Below are 24,162 nucleotides of genomic sequence, written 5' to 3'. Positions count from 1 at the left end.
CAAAACGAGTCCGGGTGAGTCGAGAACAGCTTGAGAACGAATCGGCGACGAATCGCTGACTCCGCCATGTTCCCTTTGTGTTCACCACTATATATGGATTTCGATTTACAAACCGCCACCAGATAGTGAATCGCATTGGGACTCCTTTTTCACGTGAATCAGGAGCCATCACGCGAATCCGGCGAACCAGCCTTCCCGTTTGGAAACATGGTTAACCATCTGTAAATTCCGCAATTTTCCGAGATAAATATCGAGAACGGCTCTGAGTTAAGATTCGGGCCAAAGCCGGAACGAATCGGCGACGAATCGCTGACTTTCCACAATTCCGCATTTGTTCTCCACAACATCTAGTGCCTTCTCCGGCGAAATGCCCAGGACTCTGCAGGGTTGAAGCGCCAAATCACGTCGAATCGTGGATTGCAATTAACTTTTGAGCGAAACGTAATATGAAAAGTCCATAATCTCTCGCATTGATTGCAATCGTTAACTTTCCGACCAAAGCCGGAACGAATCGGCGACGAATCGCTGATTATGTCGTGTACTGTATTTGTTCACGGCTAGATATAGCGTTCGGAGGGGAAGCTCATCCAAAGGGAGGATGATGTGACGATATGGGTAGCGAAAAAATTCGCCGGCATTAACCATTTCGACCGAGGAATTACCACTTTCCGGCGATAAGGCCTAAACCTTCCTCGCCGAAAGGGGTAGGTTCTCCGAGGCCACAATCCCTGCCGCCGTTAACCAAAGCCCAAATACAGAACGAATCGCTGACGAATCACGGACAAGCTCGCTTTCCCGTTTCGTTCACCGCAACATATTGTATTTTAAATTGTTTTTAACCATATCCCGCGGTCGTCGGCGGGTATTTTCTTGCGCAGCTCGCAGCCGGGCATTAACCTTTGCCCGGGGCATGCCGGCTCATCTTCATGTCTTGTTATTTCTGAGCCGGAACAATTTCTCGTGAAATAAGTTTCTATCGACAGCGGCATTGGTGCGCCCTCATTCTCGAGGAGTGGATAAGGACGCATCGGCACTTGTATCTAGGCGCATCTTATCCGCTTGCGTGAGGTCGCTCTGGCGGGATGCTCTAGGCGCTGGACGCGGAGGAATACGCTATGCTTGGTACAATATTGCTCGTGATTTTGATTCTGCTGCTGATCGGAGCGCTCCCGAACTGGGGTTACAGCCGAGGTTGGGGATATGGTCCATCAGGTGGTCTCGGACTAGTTCTCGTCATCGTTCTTATTCTGCTATTGATGGGCCGGATCTGATCCGGCTGAGTTTGTTGAAAATCTCACACTAGGGAGCAATACCATGAAGAAAATCATTGTCGCGATCGCTCTTGTCGGCGCACTCGCCTCATGCACAGCAACCGAGAAGGGCACAGCCATAGGCGCCGGCACCGGCGCGATCATAGGCGGTGTCGCCAGCAATAGCTGGGGTGGCGCCGCAATCGGTGCCGTCGCCGGTGGCGCCGTTGGCTACCTCATCGGCCGGTCCCACGAGCACCAGGGCTATTGCATCTACCGCGACCGCTATGGCCGCCGCTATGAGGCTCGCTGCCGGTAAGCCGGTATAGACAAAGATCGATTTCTTCCGGCCGATCGTCAGCGCTTCGTTGACGATCGGTCATGAAAGCCAAATCTTTCGCGCCGAAAATTTGGGCCGACATTTCTTGAGACGAACACTCACACCCACGCAGGTTTCGGGGGGATCGCGTCAACGTTTTTGGAAAGGAACGGCACCATGGCCGAATTCATTGCAAGTATCGCAGCATTCGCTCTTGTCGGCACCACATTTTATGTACTCGGCCATGCCGTACGGATGCGGGACAAGGAAATGCGCCGTGTGGTCCTTAAGCCTGTCGTTTTGGAATTCAAACCCCGGCCACGGCCGTCCGTGAATTCACGCCAGCGATGACTGCCGGGCAATTTCCCGGCAATCATCCGCCACTTCAGCCCATCAGCTCAAACGAAGAACTGGCCGCCATTGGCGCTGATCGTCGATCCCGTGATGAAGCCGGAATCGTCGCTAGCAAGGAAGACCGCGACGCGGGCGACTTCCTCGGGCTCGCCGAGGCGTCCCACAGGGATCTGCGGAATGATGCGCTCGTTCAGCACCTTTTCCGGCACCGCCAGCACCATCTCGGTGCCGATATAACCGGGGCAGATGGCATTGACGGTGATGTTCTTGGCAGCACCCTCCTGGGCCAGCGCCTTGGTGAAGCCGAGATCGCCGGCCTTGGCGGCGGAATAGTTCGCCTGGCCCATCTGGCCCTTCTGACCATTGATCGAAGAGATGTTGATGACGCGGCCGAAGCTGCGGTCACGCATGCCCTGCCAGACATGATGCGTCATGTTGAACAGGCCGGTAAGGTTGGTATTGACGACCTCGTGCCACTGCTGCGGCGTCATCTTGTGGAACATGGCGTCACGGGTGATCCCGGCATTGTTGACGAGGATCTCGATGGGGCCAAGCTCCTCCTGCACCTTGGCAATGCCGACGCCGCAAGCTTCATAGTCGGACACATCCCATTTATGGACGGAAATGCCCGTCTCCTCGCGGAAAGCCTGTGCCTTCTCGTCGTTGCCGGCATAGGTTGCCGCAACCCGGTAGCCTGCATTGCGCAGCGCTATCGAAATGGCCGCCCCGATGCCGCGTGTCCCGCCTGTCACCAACGCCACTCTGCTCATGTCCACTCCCCTCTGTTACCGCTAGAGCAGGATGAGCGAACCCGAATCGCTCATCCGTCTCTCGCTATTTATTTTAGCATGACCTTGTTTACAACCATTCCCGCATCGTTTGGCGCGACGCGGCTAAAAGCGCCTCGAAGCACATGGCGACACCCATGCCGCCGCCGATGCAGAGCGTTGCGAGACCCTTCTTGGCGCCGCGGCGCTTCATTTCGAACAGCAGCGTGTTGAGGATGCGCGCGCCGGAGGCGCCGATCGGATGGCCGATGGCGATGGCACCGCCATTGACGTTGACGATCGACGTATCCCAGCCGAGATCCTTGTTGACGGCGCAGGCCTGTGCAGCGAAGGCCTCGTTTGCCTCGACGAGGTCGAGATCGCCGACCGACCAGCCCGCCTTTTCCAAGGCCTTGCGCGAGGCAGGGATCGGGCCGCTGCCCATGATCTGCGGATCGACGCCGGCAGTTGCCCAGGAGACGATACGTGCAAGCGGCTGGATGCCGCGGCGCGAGGCTTCCGACTCGGTCATCAGCACGGCAGCAGCCGCGCCGTCATTCAGGCCCGAAGCATTGCCGGCCGTCACCGTGCCTTCCTTGTCGAAGGCCGGGCGCAGCTTGGTCATGCCGTCCAGCGTCGCACCGTGACGGATAAATTCGTCGGCGTCGACGCTGACGTCGCCCTTGCGGCCCTTGACGATGAAGGGCACGATCTCATCCTTGAAACGGCCTGCGAGCTGGGCAGCCTCGGCCTTGTTCTGCGAGGAAACGGCGAACTGATCCTGGTCATCGCGCGAGAGCTGCCACTGGCGGGCGATGTTTTCCGCCGTGATGCCCATGTGATAGCCGTAGAAGGCGTCCGTCAGGCCGTCCTTGATCATCGTGTCGATCATCTTCATGTCGCCCATCTTGGTGCCGCCGCGAAGATGGGCGGCATGGGGGGCCATCGACATGGATTCCTGGCCGCCGGCAACGATGATCTTGGCGTCGCCCGAAGCGATCTGCTGCATGCCGAGCGCAACGGCGCGCAAACCGGAACCGCAGAGCTGGTTGACGCCCCATGCGGTTGCCTCCTGCGGGATGCCGGCCTTCATGGCGGCCTGACGGGCAGGGTTCTGCCCTTCGCCGGCCTGCAGCACCTGGCCGAGAATCACCTCATCGACTTCCCTGCCCTCGACACCGGCGCGTTCCAATGCGCCCTTGATGGCAGCAGCGCCGAGCTCATGAGCCGGAATGGTCGCAAAGGCGCCGTTGAAGGAACCGACAGCAGTGCGAGCTGCACTGGCGACGACGATGGATGGATTGCTCATGGAAGCCTCCTCACAGGTTGAACATATATAAGGCGAAACTGTCAAAGCTTTGCGCCGGAGTCAAACGCCAAGAATTTTGATCTTCCAGATTTCATGAAGCCGTCATCGCCGGCAAAAATCTGATTAATGGAAAGGGCTTGCCGCATCGCACAAACCGATTGTCACCAAGCTTCTTTTGCGTCTACACTTGGGGGTGGAGGAGTTTCCATACAATCAGACGGGTCCAGGAGACTGATAATGGCAAAGAATGAGGGCCAGATCGTAATCAAGAAATACGCCAATCGCCGCCTATACAATACCGGCACCAGCACGTACGTGACGCTGGATGACCTGGCGGAGATGGTGAAGAAGGGAGAGGAATTTATCGTCCAAGATGCAAAAAGCGGCGAAGAAATCACGCATTCGGTGCTGACGCAGATTATTTTCGAACAGGAATCGAAGACCGGAAATACGCTGTTGCCGATTTCATTCCTCCGGCAGTTGATCACCTATTACGGCGATCAGATGCAGATGGTCGTCCCGAGCTTTCTCGAACATTCCATGCGCGCCTTCACCGAACAGCAGACACAGATGCGCGATCAGATCAACCGCGCCTTCGGCGAAACGCCGCTCGGCAAGAACCTGCAATTGCCGATCCAGATGGTCGAAGAACAGGTCCGCCGCAATACCGAAATGTTCCAGCAGGCCATGCAGATGTTCTCCCCCTTCATGAAGCCGCCGGCAAAGGAAAGTCGCAAGGCGGAGGCAAAGGACATCGACGAGTTGAAAGAGCAGCTCCGCGCGATGCAGAACAAGCTGGATAGTTTGTGAGCATCTTGCCGATGCCCGCCCACAGTGCAGCGCCGCTTTAATCCGTGCTCTGTACGAGCTTCTCCCCGTCGGGGAGAAGTCAAAAACCCTCACAATCCGATCGAAACATCCCGTCCCGCCGAGCGGATCGAGATCGTGAATCCGCCGATGACATCGATGAAGGTGATGACCATCAGGATGAAGAAGGTCTGTGTCGCCGCATCCTTGACCAGCAGGAATTCGACGAGATAGGCGATGAACACCAGCATCGACAGTATGTGATTGAGCAGCGAGCCGGAACCGTTGCGCGTCGCCTTCAAGATTTCGAAGAACAGCGTGATCAGCGCGATGACGATGAAGAGATCGCCGAGCTGCAGCGTCCATGTCGCGCCCGAGAGCATGGGAAGAGCAAGGATGACATTGTTGAGCGAAGCGATGCCGCCGGCGCCCATCAGACCCAGCATCGCCAGATTGTAGAGCACGAGCGGAACGATCATCAGCGGGAAGGCAACAATCATAGCCAGGAAAATCCCTTCGGAATTGAAGTCGCCGCGAGTCTTAAAGCAAATCCAGGAAAAGTGCGAAGCGTTTTCCGGCGTGATCCTGCTGAACCGAATGCACAAACAGAAAAAGGCCGGCGAGACGCCAGCCTTTTAATCTCAGCCTTTAAGGCAGCGCTTGAATTATGCGCTTTCCTTCGGCGTCAGAACCTGACGACCGCGATACATGCCGGTCTTCAGGTCGATATGATGCGGGCGACGCAGTTCGCCGGAGTTCTTGTCTTCGACATAGGTCGGAGCCTTCAGCGCATCGGCCGAGCGGCGCATACCGCGCTTGGACGGGCTCGTTTTTCTCTTCGGTACAGCCATTCTCGTTACTCCACTTTGCGGACGAAACATATCAGCGGCCAGCCAGGCGGCCGAAACAGACATGGATCAATTTCGGAAATTGGGCGGGCTTATACATGGCTAAAGGGACTTTGACCAGTCCCTTCCCGCATTTTTTGCCCGCACCATCTGATTCGGCGGGATGGAAGCCGAATCAGCGATCAGGCTTCGTCTTCCGGCACGATCCACGGCTCCTCACGCGCCGCTTTTTCCCATTTCTGCCAGGCGGGCAGGGCTTTCATCGCGGCCATATAGTCCAGCGTGTCGGCGGCACTGACGAGATCATAAACTTCAAAGCGGTTGACGATCGGCGCGAACATGGCATCGGCGCCGGAGAAAGCGCCGAACAGGAACGGGCCGCCGGATAGGGCGCGCATGTCGCGCCAGATCGTCTCGATCCGCGCCACGTCCTCCATGACACCCTCCGGCAGGTCGAGCCGGCTGACGGGGCGACGGATGTTCATCGGGCAGGCGTTGCGCAACGCCCGGAAGCCCGCCAGCATTTCCATGGAAATCGAGCGCGCCGTGGCCCGTGCCTGGCGATCACTAGGCCAGAGGCCTGCATCCGGGAAAAGCTCGGCCACATATTCGATGATGGCGAGCGATTCCCAGACCTTGAAGCCATCATGAACGAGCATCGGCACCCTGCCGGTCGGCGAAACCTCGCGGATGCGCGGGTTGCCGGCCGGAAAGTCGAAGGGGATCAGCACCTCTTCGAATGCGATGCCGCAACCCTCCAAGGCGATCCACGGCCGAAACGACCAGGAGGAATAGTTCTTGTTTCCGATATAGAGGGTCAGCTTGTCCATGATTTGTCCTTCTTATTTTTGGAACTCGAATACCAGAAGTTCCTCGAAATGCTTCATGTCGTCGAATGCGCAGAAAGCCGGTGGTCGCAGCTCGAGAACCGGCACCTCGGCGCGAACATCGGCGGCAACCTTGTCCAGCATCGCCTGCCAGCGTGGCAGCGCCTCGTCATCCAGCCGCTCGATGACATAGGAGAAGGTGATGTGGAACGGATAGACGTCATGATCGGGATGGCGATAGCCGAGTAGATCCGCAAAAGCGTTGCGCCACTCCCGCATCACCTGCTGATCCCTCTCGGTCGCGCCATCCATCAAGAGGCCGCTCGGCCGCGCACGCGTCACCGCCACGTTGAAGGGATCGCGCATGGAAAAAGCCTTCAGGCGCTCGCCCATGATCTCGGTCATCTCATCGATCGGCGTATCGAGCGCGATATCCGCCGGCCAATAGAGCTGCTTGCGGCGATATTCGATAATACCCTGAAACAGCGTCATATGCAGGCTGGAAATCGGCGTAAAGGTGAATTGCGCGGCTTCCGGCATCGCCAGAAATTTCTCGCGCGCCGCAACGAGGGCCTGCTGCGTTTCGGAGCCTTCCACCACATGGCAGACGATCGTATTGCCAGGCTCGTATTGGAAATTGCCCGAGAGATCAAAGCGCGTGCCGAGATGAATGGACGGTTCGGGATGGCGGCTCTTGGAATAGTTCAGCAGTTCGGGCGAGAAGGCATCAATGTTCATTGGGCAAATGTCCGGTTTGGTTGGCAGATACCCGCCCTTACGTCACAAGCAAGAATGTCAGATGACGGTCAGCCAATCGAACGACAAGTTCTGATATCAGTTATAAAGGCATTTGATGTACTCGCCGGAACTCCTCGCGCGGCGCTGGATCAGCGAGGCGAGTTGGCGCAGTCCGCGCCCCGGCTTGCTTGCCACCCGGTCGATCGGATTGGGCAGAGAGACGGCGAGAAGAGCGGCCTGACGGGCGTTCAGCTTCGAGGCGGGCACCTTGAAATGATAGCGTGCCGCCGCCTCTATGCCGTAGATGCCCGGCCCCCATTCGGCGATATTCAGATAGATTTCCATCATCCGCCGCTTCGACCAGACGAACGAGGAGGAGACGGCCAGCGGCAGCTCCAGCGCCTTGCGCACGAAGGAGCGGCTGTTCCAGAGGAAAAGATTCTTTGAGGTCTGCATGGGGATGGTGCTGCCGCCCCGCGTGGACTGGCCCCGCAGCGTATCCTGTACCAGCATGCGCATCTCGCCCCAGTCGACCCCACCATGAAAGCAGAATTGTCCGTCCTCGGAAGCCATGACCGACTGCACCAGCACCGGCGCTATCTCATCGAAGGAAACCCACCGACGATCATATCCCTGAAACGTGAGGGCATCGCGCAGCATCAAAGTCGAAATCGGGTGGGTGAATGGCAGAACGTAAAGCAGGATGAACAGATAGGGCAGCAGCATCAAACCGACGAGGAGGAGAACGATACGCTGCCAGAGCGGACGGGCCTTGAACCGTGCAAGCCGGCCCGAGCGTTGCGGCATCTCGGCTTCCTCATCGCTGTCCGTCGGTATGTCCAATTGCTGAAGGTCCACCCGTTGCTCCACCCCGGAGCACTCCTGCGTCCGAGGAACGCGCAGGAATGCTGCAATTGTCATACCGTCTACACAGAGCGATGACCAGAGTGCGACGAGATTCCCACCCTGGCTGTTGACAATTCTCGTTGCCAGCAACACGCACTCATGCCAAACAGCGGCCATGGACAGCACCAATTCCTCCTTCGAACATCGCCTCAGGGACAATGCCGGCAAGGTCGAGGCTGTCCTGAACGAGCTTCTCGCGGACGCCTGCCTGAACGGTGAGATCATCCGTCCCACCCGCCTGCTCGAAGCGATGCGTCATGGCGTGCTGAACGGCGGCAAGCGACTGCGACCCTTTCTCGTGATGGAGACGGCCGCACTTCTCGGCGGCAACGGCGACGCAGCGCTCCGCATCGGAGCGGCGCTCGAATGCGTGCACTGTTATTCGCTGGTCCACGACGACCTGCCGGCGATGGACGACGACGATCTGCGCCGCGGGCAGCCGACCGTGCATGTCGCCTTCGACTATGCAACGGCGATCCTCGCCGGCGATAGCCTGCTGACCTATGCCTTCGATATCATCGCCGCGCCGGAAACCAGCCTGCCGGCCGACCGGAAGATCGAGCTCGTGCTGGCGCTATCGCGCGCGGCGGGGATCGGCGGGATGGCCGGCGGTCAGGCCCTTGATCTTGCTGCCGAAAAAGAGACGCCGGACGAACGCGGCATCACCACGCTGCAGGCCATGAAGACCGGTGCGCTGATCCGCTTTGCCTGCGAAGCCGGCGCCATCATCGCCGGTGCCCCGGCTGAGGACCGTCAGCGGCTGCGTATCTTCGGCGAAAAGATCGGTCTCGCCTTCCAACTCGCCGACGATCTCCTCGATTTGACCGCCGATGCTGCAACCATGGGCAAGGCCACCGGCAAGGATGCCGCCCGCGGCAAAGGCACGCTGGTCGCGCTGCATGGCCAGGCCTGGGCCGAAACCACGCTTGCGCGCCTGGTGGCGGAAGCCGCGGAGTTGCTCTCTCCCTATGGAGAGAAGGCGGCTTTGCTGATCGAGACGGCGCGCTTCGTGGCAAGCCGCCGGAGCTGAGAAGCTCTCGGCGCAAAATGTCACCGTGACAAAAAATCTCCGGGACAAGAGTGACGTCCTGGCGATTCCGTGGCAATTCTGGCGCCTGCAGTGTCAAGCACGCGGAATTGGCCGCGCTGTCTGACATCCTGCGGAGCTATCCCATGCATGAGGCGCTTGCCTATCTGCCGCAGATCCTGCCGGCCTATATTGCCTATATCATCGCCGTCGTCAGTCCTGGACCGGCGATCATGGCCATCATCGGAACATCAATGACCCACGGCCGCAAGGCGGGCATGACGATTTCGCTCGGCATCTTCGGCGGCTCGCTGACCTGGGCGATCGCTGCCGCCGCCGGGCTTGCCACCCTGTTGCAAACCTACGCGATGGCGCTGGAGATCCTGAAGATTTTTGGCGGGTTCTATCTGCTCTATCTCGCCTACAAGGCATTTCGCGCTGTGCGCGCCAGTGGCGACCTGCCGGCCGCCACGGCGGAGCAGAAGACGCCAAGCTTCAAGTCGCTGATCCTGCGCGGCTACGGCATCCACGTCACCAATCCGAAAGCGATCTTCGCTTGGCTCGCCATCATCGCGCTCGGTATGCCGCCGGGTGCGCCGGCTTCCGTTGCGGTACTCATTATAACCGTGTGCGGAGCGACCGGTTTTGTTGCTTTCATGGGCTATGCGACGCTGTTCTCGACGCCGCATGCTCTGAAGATTTACAGGAACGCGCGCCGATGGATCGAAGGCGCCATGGCCGGCTTCTATTGCTTTGCCGGCATCAAGCTGCTGACCAGCAACGTCTGAGGCCAGTTCCGGCGGCGGATCACTCCGCCGCAGCACTCTTCTGGCCGAAACGCTTCTCGATATAGTCGGTAACCAGCGCCTCGAAGTCCGAAGCGATATTCGGGCCGCGCAGCGTCATCGCCTTCTTGCCGTCGATGAAGACTGGGGCGGCGGGCGTTTCGCCAGTGCCGGGCAGCGAGATGCCGATATCGGCATGCTTGCTCTCGCCGGGACCATTGACGATGCAGCCCATGACGGCGACGTTGAGCGCCTCGACACCCGGATATTTCTCGCGCCAGACCGGCATGTTCTTGCGGATGTCGTTCTGAATGTTCTGCGCCAGTTCCTGGAACACGGTCGAGGTCGTCCGGCCGCAGCCGGGACAGGCCGCGACAACCGGCACGAACTGGCGGAAACCCATCACCTGCAGCAGTTCCTGCGCCACCTGCACTTCGCGGGTGCGGTCGCCATTCGGCTCCGGCGTCAATGAGACACGGATAGTGTCGCCGATGCCGTGCTGCAGCACATAGCCCATGGCGGCGGATGAGGCGACGATGCCCTTCGAGCCCATGCCGGCCTCGGTGAGGCCAAGATGCAGCGCATGATCGGAACGGGCAGCGAGCATGGAATAGACGGCGATCAGGTCCTGCACCTGGCTGACCTTGGCCGAGAGAATGATGCGATTGCGCGGCAGGCCGATTTCCTCGGCAAGGTCGGCCGAAATCAGCGCCGACTGCACGATCGTCTCGCGCGTCACCTCGCGGGCCGAGAGCGGCGAGCCCTCGGCCGCATTCTTGTCCATCAGCGCCGTCAGCAGGTCCTGGTCGAGCGAGCCCCAGTTGACGCCGATGCGCACCGGCTTGTCGTAGCGGATCGCCATCTCGATGATTTCAGCGAATTGCTTATCCTTCTTGTCCTTGAAGCCGACATTGCCGGGATTGATGCGGTATTTCGCCAGCGCCTCGGCGCAGGCCGGATGGTCGGCAAGCAGCTTATGGCCGATATAATGGAAATCGCCGATCAGCGGCACGTCCATGCCAAGGCGCAGCAGCCGCTCGCGGATCTTCGGAACGGCGGCGGCACTTTCGTCGCGATCGACGGTGATGCGCACCAGCTCAGAACCGGACCTATAGAGCGCTGCGACCTGCGCCACCGTCGAATCGATATCGGCGGTATCGGTGTTGGTCATGGACTGCACGACCACGGGCGCGCCGCCGCCGACAATCACGCCGCCGACATCGACGGCAACGGAGGAACGGCGCGGTTTCGGATCGAAATCACTGGCGGACGACATGGAAAGCTCTCGTTAGCCTCGGGAAATGGGTGCCTTTCAGGTGGATCACGGAGCGGTCGTTGTCAACCGCTCCGGGCTTCACTTTTGCTCAGGCGATAGCAGGCGAAAGCGACCAAATTAATGCGAGCCGCTGCCAATGCCGTCGGCGTAATGGGCCAGAGACGACAGCGCCAGCACGATGAGCAGCAGCACCGGCAGCGCCATCAGAACCGGCGAAAAGCCGACATGCTCGGCGGCAAAGCCGATGGCGGAGGGAGCAACCAGCATGCCGGAATAGCCCATGGTCGTGACGACGGAGATGCCGATGCCCGGCTGCAGACCCGGAATATTGCCAGCGGCCGAAAAGGCGATCGGCACCATGTTGGAAATGCCGATGCCGCAAAGCGCGAAGCCGACAATGGCCAGTTCCGCATTCGGCGCCAGCGCCGCAAGCAGCATGCCGACAATCGCAAAGACAGTGCAGACCCGCAGCGTCTTGACGGCGCCCAGCCGGTCGCGAACGAAATCGCCGGCAAAGCGCATCGTTGCCATGGTGAGGGAGAAGGCGGCGAAGCCAAATCCGGACAATGTCACCGAAGCGGCCTTTTCCTGGCCGAGATAGAGGGCGCTCCAATCAAGCACCGCACCTTCCGGAATCATGCAGAACAGCGCCATCATGCCGAGCAGCCAGGGCAAGGGGATCATCGGCAGGCGCGCCTTCGGCTTTGCCTCGTCCGGATGCGGCTGGTCGCCGAGGATCATTGGCCACGCGACGGCGAGGAAGAGAGCGGCAAGGGCCGTGGCCGCCTCGGCATGGCCGAGCACGCCCCAGCGCGAGATCAGAAAACCGCCGATCGCCGAGCCGATGAGGCCGCCAAGACTCCAGAACGCGTGACAGGACGACATGATCGCCCGACGCATGGATTTCTCCACCGACACGGCATTGGCATTCATCGCGACGTCCATGGCGCCGATGAAGCCGCCGAACAGGAAGATGGCGATCGCGGCGGTCCAGACGTTCTGGGTGACGGTCAAGGCGAGCAACATCGGCACCAGCAACACGGCAAAGGCCTTGACGACGATCTTCGAGCCGCGCCCGGCAATCTGCGCGCCAGCCATCGGCATCATCACCAGCGACCCCAGACCGAAGACAAGGATCATCAGGCCGAGTTCGAATTTGGTCAGTTGCAGTCGTTCGGCGAACTCCGGAATCTTTGGCGCCCAGCAGCCGACGGTGAAGCCGTTCATCAAAAACAGCAGGGAAACGGCTGCGCGCGATTTTGTGAAAAATCCGCTTCTACGAGCCTGAAAGCTCCCGGATCGAGTCATATCATCCATAAGAAATCCCCAAATCGGTGGCCGCAGGATATTTAAATCGATTGAAATCTCAACATCCGAAAAGACGCCGATCGGTCACGTTTCGTCTCCGTCTGTTAAAACGGAGGCAAGGAAGTCACAACCGCAAACAATGTTTCGCACGCGGTCTACCCTGCCCATATGGCCTATTGACGGCGAAAAAGTAGCCGCCTATCCGTTGAGCCTTAAAAGAAATTTTCTGCCGGCCTGCCTCAAGCCATTCCCCTGGTGCTTCTGTGAAAAACCCCATCAGCTACGGCATCCTGCTTACGGTGTTTGCCTACATGCTGTTCACTGCCCACGATTCGGTGGTGAAATTGCTCGTCGCCGACATCCCCGTCTGGCAGATCCTCTTCTGGCGCAGTTGCACCATCCTCGCCGGCTGCTTCCTCTTCGAAGGGCCGTCGCTGGCGCGCAAGGTCCGCCGCTCGCCGATCATCAAGCCGATGATCGTGCGCAGCATGTTGCTGGTTATCGCCTGGACCTCCTACTATTCCGCCGCCCGCTACCTGCAGCTTGCCGAAGTGACGACACTTTATTATGCCGCGCCGGTGGTCGGCACGATCCTGGCGACCATCGTCCTGCGCGAGAAGGTCACCCTGGTCCGCTGGACGGCGGTCGGCCTCGGCTTCTGCGGCGTCGTGATCGCCTCCAATCCGGTCGGCCTGTCCATTTCCTGGCCCGTCTATCTGGCGCTGCAGGCCGCCGTGCTCTGGGCGACCGGCATGGTGCTCCTGCGCAAGACCGCGCTGCACGAGAAAAGCCATATTCAGATGGCCGTCTCGAACATCATCTTCATCCTCCTGACTGCCACCATGGCCATCCTGCATTGGCAGACGCCAACCGCCTATCAGATGTTGCTGCTTTTCGGCACAGGCGTCATTGCCGGCGCAGGACAGCTTGCCCTGTTCGAAGGCATGCGGCAGGCGCCGGTCTCCGTTCTGGCGCCGTTCGAATATACGTCCCTCATCTGGGCTTTCCTGCTTGGCTTCCTGATCTGGGGCGACATCCCCAAGGCCAACACCTTCCTCGGCGCAGCCTTCATCCTCAGCGCCGGCTTGATCATCATCGTCAGCGAGCGAATGAAGGGGAAAGTGGCAACGGTTTGACGAGGAGCAGATAGCGGCGGCTGGACTCGTTATGCGCAGTCGGCCATACGCGCGGTTCGACAGCAACCATGGCCTGACTGACCGGCAGCTATCCGCCACCAGTAACCAATCCTAAAAGATGCTTTTTGCGCCATCACTAGTATGGCGCGACGCACGGCCGTCTCGGACCATAGGAGGGCTGGAACGTATCATCGTAAGCCCTGTAGGACCGATAACGCGCATAGCACCAGCGCACATGCGCACTGCCGCCATAGTAGGCTCGTCGGTAATAGCGCGGACCATAATAGCCGCCGTAATACCGCGGACCATAATAGCCGCCGTAGTAGCCAGGCCCATAATAGCCGCCGCCGTAATAGCCCGACCCGTAATAGCCGCCGTAATAATTCGGCTGCGCCAGTAGCCCGCCGATTAACGCGCCTGCAGCAAGGCCGCCGAGCGCCCAACCCCAGTTGTCGCCATGGTGGTGATAGTATCCGCCATGATGGTAGTATCCGCCGTGATAGCCGCCATGCCAGTCTATCGGCTGCGCCTTCGGTGCCTCGACTTTCGGGACAACAATGGTGGGAAACGCCTCAGCCGGCGGGACGCTTGTCAGCGCCGTCGCTAGCGACAAGGCAACGATTGCTAGCCTCTTCATTAGCTTCACCTTTCCGTCTACATTGCAGCCGATTATTATAACGCGGAAAGGACGGCGTGGCACTTAATTTCCGAGCTGGCTATGGCGTCGGCGGGGCTGACTTTTGGCGCCATTTCGCACCGGCTGGTGCTTCATTCCATCCGGCGCGAAACCAATGCTGTTAATCGGGCTTATGATGACTCGCGAAGCTGGACCGCAAGACAAGGATTGGATCGTCAAGCTCCTCACAGAGCGATGGGGCGGCACAAAAGTCGCCGCCCATGGCGAGATTTTTGACCTGCTGGATCTGCCGGCGCTCGTCGTTGATCCCGAGCGGGGATTGGCAACCTATCGGATGCAAGGCAATGAGGCGGAACTGATGTCGCTGGATGCCGTTCGCTCCGGCCAGGGCGTGGGAACGGCTTTGATAGAAGCGCTCGCCGATCAATTGCGCCAGCAAGGCGTGTCGGCACTCTGGGTCACGACCACGAACGACAATCTCGATGCCCTCCGTTTCTACCAACGTCGAGGTTTCGAACTTCGGCGGGTTCGACCTGGGGCGGTCGATGAAGCGCGGCGGCTGAAACCAAGCATTCCAAGGATCGCCGACAACAGAATCCCCATCAGAGACGAACTCGATTTGCGCCTTCAGCTCCTTTGAGAAAAATATTCGCAATTGCCGAATTCTTTTGCAGTTTTCTACGCTTCACTGCCCTAGATTTTCTGCAATGTATTCCTCATCGATTGAACCGCTCAAGAAACGGAAGAAAACAATGAACTGGTTGAAGACCGTCGCCGCTGCCGCCCTCGTGCAGGCCGCATTTCTCCTTCCTGCCCATGCAGGCGATAACCTCAAGGCGATTCAGTCCGCCGGCGTTCTGAAGGTCGGCACGGAGGGCACCTATGCTCCTTTCACCTATCATGACGAAAGCGGCAAGCTCGTCGGCTTCGATGTCGAGATCGCCGAGGCGATCGCCGGCAAGCTCGGCGTGAAAGCGCAGTTTCTGGAAGGCAAGTGGGACGGCCTGATCGCCGGTCTCGATGCCAACCGCTACGACACCGTCATCAACGAAGTCGGCATCACCGATGCCCGCAAGCAGAAATATGATTTCTCCGATCCCTATATCGCCTCCAAGGCGGTGCTAATCGTCAAGGAAAGCAACAGCGACATCAAAGACTTCCCCGATCTCAAGGGAAAGAAGGCCGCGCAGTCGCTGACCAGCAATTTCGGCAAGCTCGCCCAAACGTCCGGCGCCGAACTCGTCGGCACGGATGGCTTCGACCAGTCGATCCAGCTCGTGCTGACCGGCCGCGCCGACGCCACCATCAACGACAGCCTCTCCTTCTTCGATTTCAAGAAGCACAAGCCGGATGCGCCGGTGAAGATCGTCGCCCAGCAGGCCAATGCCGATTATTCCGCCGCCATCATCCGCAAGGGCGAACCGGAGCTGCAGGCTGCCATCAACAAGGCGTTGGCCGATATCAAGGCTGACGGCACCTATGCCAAGATTTCGCAGAAATACTTCGGCCAGGACGTTTCGAAGTAATAGGCATCGACGCCAAATTGTGAAAAAGATGCGTCCGGAACCTTTCCGGACGCATTCTTCTATTGAGAGGCCGCTTCTTCGTGCAGCACTGGTTGCAATTGATGTGGGAATCACTGGGCTCGCTGCTTTGGGCGGGGCTCGTCTTCACCATCCCGCTCACCCTGATTACCTTCGTTCTCGGCCTGCTGCTCGGGCTGCTCACTGCGGTTACGCGGCTTTTCGGCCCACGCCCGCTCGTCGCTGTCGCACGCTTCTACGTCTGGGTGATCCGTGGCACGCCGCTGCTTGTGCAGCTTTTCGTCATCTTTTACGGCCTGCCGAGCCTCGGCATCCTGCTCGATGCCTTCCCCGCCGCCGTCATCGGCTTCACGCTGAGCGTCGGCGCCTATACGTCCGAGATCATCCGCGCCGTCATCTCCTCGGTGCCCAAGGGCCAGTGGGAAGCAGCCTATTCGATCGGCATGAGCTGGCGGCAGGCGATGAACCGCACCATCCTGCCGCAGGCCGCGCGCGTCGCCGTGCCGCCGCTGTCGAACACCTTCATCTCGCTTGTCAAGGATACCTCGCTTGCCGCGGCGATCACCGTGCCGGAGCTGTTCCAGGCTGCGCAGCGCATTGTGGCAACGACCTATGAGCCGCTGATCCTCTATATCGAAGCAGCCCTGATCTATCTTGTGATGAGTTCTTTCCTGTCGACGCTACAGGTCTCTCTCGAACGCCGTTTCGCCCGCTATGGCGGCACGCTGGAGGCACGGACATGATCGAGCTGTCGCACATCGAAAAACGCTTCGGCGAGCATGTCATTTTGAGCGACATCAGCCTGCTCATTCCGGAAGGCACGGTGACAGCGCTGGTCGGCCCTTCCGGCGGCGGCAAAAGTACGCTGCTGCGCTGCATCAACCTTCTGGAAATCCCGACCGCCGGCATGATCCGTATCGGCGAGGAGACGGCCACCTTTCAGCCCGGCAAGAAAACCGGCTGGCAGGATATTCAGAAAATCCGCCGCCAGACCGGCATGGTCTTCCAGAATTTCCAGCTCTTCCCGCATCAGACGGCAATCGAAAACGTCATGGAAGGCTTGGTCACCGTGCTGCGCTGGCCGGCCGAAAGGGCGCGCGCCCGCGCCATCGAGCTTTTGACCAAGGTCGGCATGTCGCACAAGATGGATGCCTGGCCCTCGACGCTATCGGGCGGACAGCAGCAGCGCGTGGCGATCGCCCGCGCGCTTGCCCCCTCGCCCCGCGTTCTGCTCTGCGACGAACCGACCTCGGCGCTCGACCCCGAACTCGCCGCCGAAGTTGTCGACGTTCTCGGCCAGCTCGCCAATGAAGGCACCACCATGGTGATGGCAACGCACGACCTGCGCCTCGCCTCGAAAATCGCCACCAGCGTCGTCTTCCTCGAGGCCGGCAACATCGTCGAAACCGGCCCCTCCCGCGCCATCTTCAGCGCCCCGACGCAGGAGCGCACGAAGCGGTTCATCTCGACGCTGAATGTCGGAAACAGCTACGATATTTGAGCGGCAGGCTGCCAGGCATCCATTGCGCCGCCGGAAAAGCGCATTGACCGCACACAGCTTTCCGTCTAGCTCTGGTGTCATGAACACGGCACTCGTTCTCGCAGTGGTAGGAAGGCGCATGGGCAGGATGGTGTAACCATCCGGCGAAAGCACCCATGCGCGGTAAGCAGGCTCCTGACGGGGCCTTTTTTATTGCCCTCAATCCGGGCAGCGGCCCCGTCAGATCTCCCTCGACTTCCCACTCACGCGACGGACAAGGCCATGACGCGCACCAAAAGCCGCATAGACCATTCAGCCACGCAAGCAATCGAAGACACGACCATCGGGCAAGCCGCCGCACAGCCGCGGCTAACGACCCTCATCCTGCTCTCGGCCCTTGCCGTGCTGCCGGTCAACATGATCCTGCCGTCGCTGCCGAAGATATCAGCAGCATTCCACGCCGATTTCGCCCTCGTGAACCTTTCGGTCGCCGGCTTTTCCATAGTCACCGCGTCCCTTGAGGCCATCGGGGGAGCGATATCGGATCGGTTCGGCCGCCGGCCTGTGGTCCTGACGGCGCTCGCGATCTTCATCATCGCCTCGATCGGCTGCATTCTCGCGCCCGATATCGGCACCTTTCTCGTTTTTCGCTCGATGCAGGCATGCATCGGGCCGTGCTATTCCGTCGCTCTCGTCGTCATCAAGGAAACATCCGACGAGGGCGAGGCCGCCAGCAAATTCGGCTATCTCGCCATGGGATGGGCGCTGGCGCCCATGCTCGGGCCGCTGTTCGGCGGCTCGCTGGACGAGTTTTTCGGCTGGCGCGCAAGCTTCGTCGTCCTCGCGATCCTCGGCATCGCCGCCTTCCTCCTCTCCCTGCGTGAATTGACGGGATCGAGAGCGCCCTTATCGGATGCACGGAGGAACTACCTTGACTCCTATGGAGTGCTTTTGCGTTCGGCGCGATTCTGGGCCTATACGCTCTGCATGGCCTGCTCCATGGGCGTGCTCTATATCTTCCTCGGAGGAGCCCCGCTCACGATAGGCGATTCCCTCGGCGGATCGAGCGCCAAGCTCGGCTTCTACATGGGCCTGGTTCCCGCCGGCTTCATTCTCGGCAGCTATCTCGCTGGCCGCTACGCCGCGAAAATCCCGCTCGGCAGGATCCTTGTCATCGCGCGGCTTCTGACCTGCATCGGCCTGTCGATCGGCTTGGCCCTGTCGCTGTCGGGAATGACGCACATCTGGGCGCTCTTCGGCCCCTGCATGTTCATCGGCATCGGCAACGGTCTCACCATGCCGGCTGCCAACAGTGGTGCAATGTCGGTCCGGGCGGATATGGTCGGCACGGCTGCGGGGCTCGCCGCCGCCATGAGGATCGCGGGCGGAGCCCTCATCGGCTCGATTGGCGGGTTGTTCATCGCGCAATCGGCGACGATCCATACCCTGTTTGCTCTGATGCTGATATCCGCGGTGCTCGCGCTGCTGGCGGCAGTCTGGGCTGCCTTGATCGAGAAGCAGAGATTGTGAGCGAAGAGAGCCTATCCGATGCGCTTGCTCAGTGCACTGGCCGGCGGATGCTTCACACCGGCGAAATCCTGTAGCCGTTGGAGACCAGCTCCACGCGCCCGAAGCCGGTGATGTGGCCGCCGGCGACGATCCAGCCTTCGCGGACGGCATCTTCCAGAGCAGCCCGGCGGGTTCTGACGGCCAGCTCGGGATCGAGATCATAGGTTAGGCCGATCTTCGGATCGCCGGGCTGCAGATCCCCCAAATGCAAGGTATCGCCCCAGATCAGGAGAGAATCGTCGCCACCGCGCAGCAGATAGCCGGTGTGGCCCGGCGTGTGGCCCGGCAGCGGATGCGCCTCTATATCTGGCAGCACTTCGCCAGCCCCGATCCGTTTTATGCGGGAGCCATAGACGCGCTGCAGTTGCTCGGCCACCTTGAAGCCGCCGCGCCGCGCCTCCGGCATAGCCTCGCGCGCGACGGGATCGGTGAAGAAGGCGATATCACTGTCCGATACGAACACGTCTGCATGAGGGAAATACGGCTTGTCTCCATCGAACAAGCCAAGCGCATGGTCGCCATGAATATGGGTGAGTAAAACGCTCTGGATTTCATCCGGCGCGATCCTCGCTTCATGCAACGCCGATCGCGCATGGCCGTATTTCGGCCCCCAGGAAGTGCCCGTCCCGGCATCGACGAGAAGAACACCGGAAGGCCCGCGCAGGAGAAAGCAGTTCACATCCACCTGAAGCGTCGGCTTACCCCAGCTTTCGATCGCATGTTGCCGGGCAGCATCGCCATCCGTGTGGATCAACACATCCACCGGCGCTTCGAATAACCCGTCGTGCAGAAGAGTAACGTCGTATTGCCCGACATGCAGGGAATAATCGGTCATGGATGCGACTCCGCTCGCGGGCTGCAGAAAGGGGCCGGATGACGAGCCGCCCCCTTTCCGTGTTTTATGGACGCTCAAGCGCCATATACGACGAGCAGATCCTTTGCGTCGATCTGATCGCCGGCTTTCACCAGCACCTCGGAAATCGTGCCGTCCTTCTCCGCATGCAGCGCGGTTTCCATCTTCATCGCTTCGATGGAGACGAGCACGTCGCCGGCCTTGATCGCCTGGCCGGGCGAGACGAAGACAGTGGAGATGACACCCGGCATCGGCGCGCCGACATGGGCGGCATTGCCGGTCTCGGCCTTGCGGCGGATGGCGCTGCCCGACGCACCATGGGCACGGTCCGGCACCTTGATGCGCCGCGGCTGGCCGTTGAGCTCGAAGAACACCGTCACCATGCCCTTCTCGTCGGTCGCCGTCATCGCCTGGTTGACGATGACGAGCGTCTTGCCCCGCTCGATTTCGGCAAACAGCTCGTCGCCTTCCTTCAGACCGTAGAAGTAAGCCGGCGTCGGCAGCACCGAGACCGGGCCATAGGTGTCGGCCGCCAGCGCATAGTCGGTGAAGACCTTCGGATACATCAGGTAGGAGGCGAATTCGAAGTCGTCGACCTTGCGTTCCAGCTTGGTTTCGATCGCCCTACGATCGGCATCGAGATCGGCCTCAGTGAGCAGCGAACCTGGACGGACGGTATAGGGCTTGTCGCCCTTCAGTGCCTTCTTCTGTAGTGCTTGCGGCCATCCGGACGGCGGCTGGCCGAGATCGCCCTTCAGCATGGAAACGACCGAATCCGGGAAGGCGATATCCTTGGCCGGGTTTTCGACATCGGCGACCGTCAGGTCCTGGGACACCATCATCAGCGCCATGTCGCCGACCACCTTCGAGGACGGCGTCACCTTGACGATGTCGCCGAACATCTGGTTGGCGTCGGCATAAGCCTGCGCCACCTGATGCCAACGGGTCTCGAGGCCAAGCGAGCGGGCCTGTTCCTTGAGATTGGTGAACTGGCCGCCCGGCATTTCGTGCAGATAGACTTCCGATGCCGGTCCCTTGAGATCGCTTTCAAAGGCGGCGTACTGATGGCGCACCGCTTCCCAATAGAAGGAGATACGACGGATCCATTCTGGATCGAGGCCCGGATCGCGCTCCGTTCCCTTCAAGGCCTCGACGATCGAGCCGAGGCAGGGCTGCGAGGTATTGCCGGAGAGCGCATCCATCGCGGCATCGACGGCATCGACGCCGGCGTCTACGGCCGCCAGCACGGTTGCGGCTGCAATGCCCGAGGTATCATGCGTATGGAAATGGATCGGCAGGCCGGTCGCCTCGCGTAGCGCCTTGAACAGGACCTTGGCCGCACCCGGCTTCAAAAGCCCGGCCATATCCTTCAGCGCGATGATATGCGCGCCGGCCTTTTCCAGCTCGACGGCGAGATCGGTATAATATTTCAGATCGTACTTCGGACGGGCCGAATTGAGAATATCGCCCGTATAGCAGATCGCCGCTTCGCAGAGCTTGTTCTCCTCGGCAATCGCATCCATCGACACCCGCATGTTCTCGACCCAGTTCAGGCAGTCGAAGACGCGGAAGAGATCGATGCCGCCCTTGGCCGCCTGGCGAACAAAGTATTTGACGACATTGTCGGGATAGTTGGTGTAGCCGACGCCGTTGGCACCGCGCAGCAGCATCTGCAAGAGCAGGTTCGGCGCGCCCTCGCGGATCAGCGACAGGCGTTCCCACGGGTCTTCGGTGAGGAAGCGCATGGAAACGTCGAAGGTGGCGCCGCCCCAGCATTCCAGCGACAGCAATTGCGGCAGAGCGCGCGCATAGGTGCCGGCAACCCGGGCGATGTCGAAGGTGCGCATACGAGTGGCGAGCAGCGACTGATGGCCATCGCGCATCGTCGTGTCGGTCATCAACACGCGCTTTTCGTTGCGCATCCATTCGGCGAACTTCTGCGGGCCAAGCTGATCCAGGCGCTGCTTGCTGCCGTCCGGAACCTTGCCGTCGCTATAGGGCAAGACCGGTTCGGCCGCCTTCGGCGACGGCGCCGGTCGGCCGCGGGCTTCCGGATGGCCGTTGACGGTGACGTCGGCGAGATAGGTCAAGAGCTTGGTGGCGCGGTCCTGACGCTTGACCTGCTGGAACAGCTCCGGCGTCGTGTCGATGAAACGCGTCGTATAGCTGTTGTCGCGGAATTTCGGATGGGTGATGATCGCTTCGAGAAAGGTGAGGTTGGTCGCCACACCGCGGATGCGGAATTCGCGCAACGCGCGATCCATGCGGGCGATGGCCTCCAGCGGGTTCGGTGCCCAGGCCGTCACCTTCACCAGCAGCGGATCGTAGTAGCGGGTGATAATGGCGCCGGAATAGGACGTGCCGCCGTCGAGACGGATACCGAAGCCGGAGGCCGAGCGATAGGCGGTAATCCGGCCGTAATCCGGGATGAAATTATGTTCCGGATCCTCGGTCGTCACGCGGCATTGCAGCGCATGACCGTTGAGACGGATGTCCTCCTGTTTCGGAACGCCGGACTCTTCGGTGCCGATCGCATAGCCGTCTAGGATGTGAATCTGCGCCTTGACGATATCGATGCCGGTGACGACTTCGGTCACGGTATGCTCGACCTGGATACGCGGATTGACTTCGATGAAGTAGAATTTGCCGGTGTCGGCGTCCATCAGATATTCGACGGTGCCGGCGCCGATATAATTCGTCGCCTCGGCGATCTTCAGCGAATAGGCGGCCAGTTCCTGGCGCTGCGCATCGGTCAGATAAGGCGCCGGCGCACGCTCGACGACCTTCTGGTTGCGGCGCTGGACTGAACAGTCGCGCTCGAAAAGATGCACGACATTGCCGTGCGTGTCGCCAAGGATCTGGCTTTCGACGTGGCGGGCGCGTTCGACGAGCTTTTCCAGATAGACCTCGTCCTTGCCGAAGGCGGCCATCGCCTCGCGCTTGGCCTCCGTCACTTCCTTGGCGAGATCCGCCTCAGCGCGGATGACGCGCATGCCGCGACCGCCGCCGCCCCAGGAGGCCTTCAGCATGACCGGATAGCCGATCTCCTCGGCCATCTTGGCGACTTCCTTCATATCGTCCGGCAACGGCTCGGTGGCCGGCACGACGGGCACGCCGACCGAAATCGCGAGATTGCGCGCTGCGACCTTATTGCCGAGCTGGCGCATCGTATCGGCTTTCGGGCCGATGAAGATGATGCCGGCGGCATCGCACGCATCAACGAATTCCGGGCTTTCCGACAAAAGGCCATAGCCGGGATGGATGGCGTCGGCGCCGGACAGCTTGGCGACGCGGATGATTTCGTCGATCGACAGATAGCTTTCGATCGGGCCGAGATCGCGCGAAAGATGCGGGCCGCGGCCGACCTGATAACTCTCATCCGCCTTGAAGCGGTGCAGCGCGAGTTTGTCTTCCTCGGCCCAAATGGCCACCGTTTTTATGCCAAGCTCGTTGGCGGCGCGGAATACGCGGATGGCGATTTCGGAACGGTTGGCAACCAGGATCTTGGAAATGGGCAATGCTGTCTCCTCACGGCATCGAAACGGGCAATGCTGCACCCGCGAAGAGAATTCTTAACTTCTTGTCACAAGAAGTTCAATTTCTCCTGCGACATCCGACATCAAAATAGTTGCCACTACGGAATAAGCCCGTTTCTGAAGGCGATGGCAACGATATGCTGGCGGTTCTTGGCGTTCAGCTTGTCCTGGATACTATTCATATACCAATCGACGGTGTGATTTGAGATTTTGAGCGTCCGGCTGATTTCCATGGAGGTCATGCCTTCCGCCAGATGGTTCAACACCTCGGTCTCGCGCCTGGTCAGCTTCACGTCGATAGTAGCCGGCTGCTCCAGCGATTGCGCTTCGCCGCGCAGTTCCAGAAGCCGCCAGAAGGCTTTTTTCGCCACCGCATCGAGTAGCGAGAGTTCGACGGGCGACAGATCGACCACATTGCCGCCGACGGTCATGCTGCCGAGCAGGCCGCTGCGCCCATGAATGGGGAAGATATAGCCATCGATCAGCCCGTGGGCGCGGGCATCGGCCATCATCTGCTCCATGCGCCGGCGCAGCGGATCACCCTTCAGCGCCGCCATGGCATCGCGCCAGCGGAAAGGCCGCTGCGCCCGGCCGAGATAACGGATGGTGGGGTCGATAAGCAGGTATTTCTTGGCGACATAGGTGAGCGGCCATTTGTCGGGCCAGCGTCCGGCCAGCATCAGGGTCGTGGGGTCCACATTCGGCCGCGGCTGCTTCAGCAGACCGTAGAAATCGAACTTGTAGGACCGCAGCACCAGTTCCAGCTCCGCCACGACATTCTTGGCAAGCTTGCATTCTTCAATGACCACAAGCAATTGTATTAAGGAATGAATATTCACAGCTACCCCCTGGCTTGAAAGCCTGGTTGTTCGTCAGCAGATGCCGC

24 protein-coding genes are annotated in these 24,162 nt (G+C 60.1%); 11 read left to right on the top strand and 13 right to left on the bottom strand.

What is annotated here, in order from left to right:
- Nucleotides 1–1,115 precede the first annotated feature (1,115 nt).
- Both PH547_RS11405 and PH547_RS11400 read left to right on the top strand, forming a co-directional pair.
- Nucleotides 1,116–1,271, top strand: a complete 156-nt coding sequence (locus PH547_RS11405; protein WP_104824822.1) for a DUF3309 family protein — start codon at nucleotides 1,116–1,118, stop codon at nucleotides 1,269–1,271.
- A gap of 43 nt (nucleotides 1,272–1,314) precedes the next feature.
- Complete coding sequence (locus PH547_RS11400) at nucleotides 1,315–1,569, top strand: YMGG-like glycine zipper-containing protein (RefSeq protein WP_104824823.1); 255 nt, start codon at nucleotides 1,315–1,317, stop codon at nucleotides 1,567–1,569.
- 398 nt (nucleotides 1,570–1,967) lie between these two features.
- Here PH547_RS11400 and phbB read toward each other — a convergent pair whose 3' ends face one another.
- Together phbB and PH547_RS11390 are read right to left on the bottom strand one after the other, a co-directional pair.
- Nucleotides 1,968–2,693, bottom strand: coding sequence for a beta-ketoacyl-ACP reductase (phbB, locus tag PH547_RS11395; protein WP_104824824.1), 726 nt, complete (start codon nucleotides 2,691–2,693; stop codon nucleotides 1,968–1,970).
- An 88-nt stretch (nucleotides 2,694–2,781) separates the two neighbouring features.
- Nucleotides 2,782–3,999: an acetyl-CoA C-acetyltransferase gene (locus tag PH547_RS11390; RefSeq protein ID WP_285168279.1), complete on the bottom strand. Its 1,218-nt coding sequence runs from the start codon at nucleotides 3,997–3,999 to the stop codon at nucleotides 2,782–2,784.
- Nucleotides 4,000–4,236: 237 nt separating this feature from the next.
- Between PH547_RS11390 and phaR the strand changes: the two genes are divergently transcribed.
- Nucleotides 4,237–4,809 (top strand): polyhydroxyalkanoate synthesis repressor PhaR, encoded by a 573-nt coding sequence (gene phaR, locus PH547_RS11385; protein ID WP_104824826.1) that lies wholly within the window; start codon nucleotides 4,237–4,239, stop codon nucleotides 4,807–4,809.
- Nucleotides 4,810–4,898: 89 nt separating this feature from the next.
- Here the strand turns inward: phaR and PH547_RS11380 are convergent, their stop codons facing one another.
- The 5 genes from PH547_RS11380 to mtgA all read right to left on the bottom strand — a co-directional run bounded on the left by PH547_RS11380 (nucleotide 4,899) and on the right by mtgA (nucleotide 8,026).
- Nucleotides 4,899–5,306 (bottom strand): hypothetical protein, encoded by a 408-nt coding sequence (locus PH547_RS11380; protein WP_104824827.1) that lies wholly within the window; start codon nucleotides 5,304–5,306, stop codon nucleotides 4,899–4,901.
- 165 nt (nucleotides 5,307–5,471) lie between these two features.
- A complete protein-coding gene (rpmF, locus tag PH547_RS11375; RefSeq protein ID WP_003543812.1) occupies nucleotides 5,472–5,657 on the bottom strand; it encodes a 50S ribosomal protein L32 in 186 nt (61 codons plus the stop codon).
- Between the two features lie 179 nt (nucleotides 5,658–5,836).
- Nucleotides 5,837–6,484: a glutathione S-transferase family protein gene (locus tag PH547_RS11370; protein ID WP_104824828.1), complete on the bottom strand. Its 648-nt coding sequence runs from the start codon at nucleotides 6,482–6,484 to the stop codon at nucleotides 5,837–5,839.
- Nucleotides 6,485–6,496: 12 nt separating this feature from the next.
- Nucleotides 6,497–7,219 (bottom strand): DUF1868 domain-containing protein, encoded by a 723-nt coding sequence (locus PH547_RS11365; protein ID WP_104824829.1) that lies wholly within the window; start codon nucleotides 7,217–7,219, stop codon nucleotides 6,497–6,499.
- 96 nt (nucleotides 7,220–7,315) lie between these two features.
- Nucleotides 7,316–8,026, bottom strand: a complete 711-nt coding sequence (gene mtgA / locus PH547_RS11360) for a monofunctional biosynthetic peptidoglycan transglycosylase (protein WP_104825270.1) — start codon at nucleotides 8,024–8,026, stop codon at nucleotides 7,316–7,318.
- Nucleotides 8,027–8,240: 214 nt separating this feature from the next.
- Between mtgA and PH547_RS11355 the strand changes: the two genes are divergently transcribed.
- Both PH547_RS11355 and PH547_RS11350 read left to right on the top strand, forming a co-directional pair.
- Nucleotides 8,241–9,155 carry a polyprenyl synthetase family protein gene (locus PH547_RS11355; RefSeq protein ID WP_104824830.1) on the top strand — a complete coding sequence of 305 codons (915 nt, stop codon included), beginning with the start codon at nucleotides 8,241–8,243 and terminating at the stop codon, nucleotides 9,153–9,155.
- A gap of 143 nt (nucleotides 9,156–9,298) precedes the next feature.
- Nucleotides 9,299–9,940 (top strand): LysE family translocator, encoded by a 642-nt coding sequence (locus tag PH547_RS11350; RefSeq protein WP_260303205.1) that lies wholly within the window; start codon nucleotides 9,299–9,301, stop codon nucleotides 9,938–9,940.
- A gap of 19 nt (nucleotides 9,941–9,959) precedes the next feature.
- Here the strand turns inward: PH547_RS11350 and ispG are convergent, their stop codons facing one another.
- Together ispG and PH547_RS11340 are read right to left on the bottom strand one after the other, a co-directional pair.
- A complete protein-coding gene (gene ispG, locus PH547_RS11345; protein ID WP_104824831.1) occupies nucleotides 9,960–11,213 on the bottom strand; it encodes a flavodoxin-dependent (E)-4-hydroxy-3-methylbut-2-enyl-diphosphate synthase in 1,254 nt (417 codons plus the stop codon).
- 117 nt (nucleotides 11,214–11,330) lie between these two features.
- Complete coding sequence (locus PH547_RS11340) at nucleotides 11,331–12,530, bottom strand: MFS transporter (RefSeq protein WP_285168277.1); 1,200 nt, start codon at nucleotides 12,528–12,530, stop codon at nucleotides 11,331–11,333.
- Between the two features lie 254 nt (nucleotides 12,531–12,784).
- On the opposite strand from PH547_RS11340, the gene PH547_RS11335 reads away from it, so the two are divergent.
- Nucleotides 12,785–13,657: a DMT family transporter gene (locus PH547_RS11335; protein WP_104824833.1), complete on the top strand. Its 873-nt coding sequence runs from the start codon at nucleotides 12,785–12,787 to the stop codon at nucleotides 13,655–13,657.
- Nucleotides 13,658–13,793: 136 nt separating this feature from the next.
- Here the strand turns inward: PH547_RS11335 and PH547_RS11330 are convergent, their stop codons facing one another.
- Nucleotides 13,794–14,294, bottom strand: a complete 501-nt coding sequence (locus PH547_RS11330; RefSeq protein WP_283048088.1) for a BA14K family protein — start codon at nucleotides 14,292–14,294, stop codon at nucleotides 13,794–13,796.
- A gap of 175 nt (nucleotides 14,295–14,469) precedes the next feature.
- On the opposite strand from PH547_RS11330, the gene PH547_RS11325 reads away from it, so the two are divergent.
- From PH547_RS11325 to PH547_RS11305, 5 genes are all read left to right on the top strand, one after another.
- A complete protein-coding gene (locus PH547_RS11325; protein WP_285168276.1) occupies nucleotides 14,470–14,934 on the top strand; it encodes a GNAT family N-acetyltransferase in 465 nt (154 codons plus the stop codon).
- Nucleotides 14,935–15,046: 112 nt separating this feature from the next.
- Complete coding sequence (locus PH547_RS11320) at nucleotides 15,047–15,820, top strand: amino acid ABC transporter substrate-binding protein (protein WP_283048091.1); 774 nt, start codon at nucleotides 15,047–15,049, stop codon at nucleotides 15,818–15,820.
- A gap of 80 nt (nucleotides 15,821–15,900) precedes the next feature.
- Nucleotides 15,901–16,581 (top strand): amino acid ABC transporter permease, encoded by a 681-nt coding sequence (locus tag PH547_RS11315; protein ID WP_104825273.1) that lies wholly within the window; start codon nucleotides 15,901–15,903, stop codon nucleotides 16,579–16,581.
- Complete coding sequence (locus PH547_RS11310) at nucleotides 16,578–17,339, top strand: amino acid ABC transporter ATP-binding protein (protein ID WP_285168275.1); 762 nt, start codon at nucleotides 16,578–16,580, stop codon at nucleotides 17,337–17,339. Before PH547_RS11315 ends, PH547_RS11310 begins: the two co-directional genes overlap by 4 nt.
- Before the next feature lie 261 nt (nucleotides 17,340–17,600).
- Nucleotides 17,601–18,848: an MFS transporter gene (locus PH547_RS11305; RefSeq protein WP_283048094.1), complete on the top strand. Its 1,248-nt coding sequence runs from the start codon at nucleotides 17,601–17,603 to the stop codon at nucleotides 18,846–18,848.
- A 52-nt stretch (nucleotides 18,849–18,900) separates the two neighbouring features.
- Here PH547_RS11305 and aidB read toward each other — a convergent pair whose 3' ends face one another.
- The 3 genes from aidB to PH547_RS11290 form a co-directional block, all read right to left on the bottom strand.
- Entirely contained in the window at nucleotides 18,901–19,722 is an 822-nt protein-coding gene (gene aidB, locus PH547_RS11300; RefSeq protein ID WP_285168274.1) for an AidB family quorum-quenching N-acyl homoserine lactonase, read from the bottom strand.
- Nucleotides 19,723–19,796: 74 nt separating this feature from the next.
- Entirely contained in the window at nucleotides 19,797–23,258 is a 3,462-nt protein-coding gene (gene pyc / locus PH547_RS11295; protein WP_104824839.1) for a pyruvate carboxylase, read from the bottom strand.
- Nucleotides 23,259–23,374: 116 nt separating this feature from the next.
- Nucleotides 23,375–24,115: a helix-turn-helix transcriptional regulator gene (locus PH547_RS11290; RefSeq protein ID WP_104824840.1), complete on the bottom strand. Its 741-nt coding sequence runs from the start codon at nucleotides 24,113–24,115 to the stop codon at nucleotides 23,375–23,377.
- Between the last annotated feature and the right edge of the window lie 47 nt (nucleotides 24,116–24,162).

The sequence above is a fragment of the Rhizobium cerradonense genome (assembly GCF_030182455.1).
Lineage (GTDB): Bacteria > Pseudomonadota > Alphaproteobacteria > Rhizobiales > Rhizobiaceae > Rhizobium.
The sequence above is the reverse complement of the archived record's forward strand: the minus strand, read 5'-3'. Positions and strand labels throughout refer to the sequence as shown.

Bases quoted from the DNA above. Each gene is read 5' to 3' on its own strand.
- PH547_RS11400 (WP_104824823.1), top strand. From the start codon at position 1,315: ATGAAGAAAATCATTGTCGCGATCGCTCTTGTCGGCGCACTCGCCTCA.
- ispG (WP_104824831.1), bottom strand. From the start codon at position 11,213: ATGTCGTCCGCCAGTGATTTCGATCCGAAACCGCGCCGTTCCTCCGTT.
- PH547_RS11350 (WP_260303205.1), top strand. From the start codon at position 9,299: ATGCATGAGGCGCTTGCCTATCTGCCGCAGATCCTGCCGGCCTATATT.
- PH547_RS11330 (WP_283048088.1), bottom strand. From the start codon at position 14,294: ATGAAGAGGCTAGCAATCGTTGCCTTGTCGCTAGCGACGGCGCTGACA.
- PH547_RS11325 (WP_285168276.1), top strand. From the start codon at position 14,470: ATGACTCGCGAAGCTGGACCGCAAGACAAGGATTGGATCGTCAAGCTC.
- aidB (WP_285168274.1), bottom strand. From the start codon at position 19,722: ATGACCGATTATTCCCTGCATGTCGGGCAATACGACGTTACTCTTCTG.
- phaR (WP_104824826.1), top strand. From the start codon at position 4,237: ATGGCAAAGAATGAGGGCCAGATCGTAATCAAGAAATACGCCAATCGC.
- PH547_RS11390 (WP_285168279.1), bottom strand. From the start codon at position 3,999: ATGAGCAATCCATCCATCGTCGTCGCCAGTGCAGCTCGCACTGCTGTC.
- PH547_RS11355 (WP_104824830.1), top strand. From the start codon at position 8,241: ATGGACAGCACCAATTCCTCCTTCGAACATCGCCTCAGGGACAATGCC.
- PH547_RS11370 (WP_104824828.1), bottom strand. From the start codon at position 6,484: ATGGACAAGCTGACCCTCTATATCGGAAACAAGAACTATTCCTCCTGG.
- PH547_RS11305 (WP_283048094.1), top strand. From the start codon at position 17,601: ATGACGCGCACCAAAAGCCGCATAGACCATTCAGCCACGCAAGCAATC.
- PH547_RS11310 (WP_285168275.1), top strand. From the start codon at position 16,578: ATGATCGAGCTGTCGCACATCGAAAAACGCTTCGGCGAGCATGTCATT.
- phbB (WP_104824824.1), bottom strand. From the start codon at position 2,693: ATGAGCAGAGTGGCGTTGGTGACAGGCGGGACACGCGGCATCGGGGCG.
- PH547_RS11320 (WP_283048091.1), top strand. From the start codon at position 15,047: ATGAACTGGTTGAAGACCGTCGCCGCTGCCGCCCTCGTGCAGGCCGCA.
- PH547_RS11405 (WP_104824822.1), top strand. From the start codon at position 1,116: ATGCTTGGTACAATATTGCTCGTGATTTTGATTCTGCTGCTGATCGGA.
- mtgA (WP_104825270.1), bottom strand. From the start codon at position 8,026: ATGCCGCAACGCTCGGGCCGGCTTGCACGGTTCAAGGCCCGTCCGCTC.
- PH547_RS11365 (WP_104824829.1), bottom strand. From the start codon at position 7,219: ATGAACATTGATGCCTTCTCGCCCGAACTGCTGAACTATTCCAAGAGC.
- rpmF (WP_003543812.1), bottom strand. From the start codon at position 5,657: ATGGCTGTACCGAAGAGAAAAACGAGCCCGTCCAAGCGCGGTATGCGC.
- PH547_RS11380 (WP_104824827.1), bottom strand. From the start codon at position 5,306: ATGATTGTTGCCTTCCCGCTGATGATCGTTCCGCTCGTGCTCTACAAT.
- PH547_RS11340 (WP_285168277.1), bottom strand. From the start codon at position 12,530: ATGGATGATATGACTCGATCCGGGAGCTTTCAGGCTCGTAGAAGCGGA.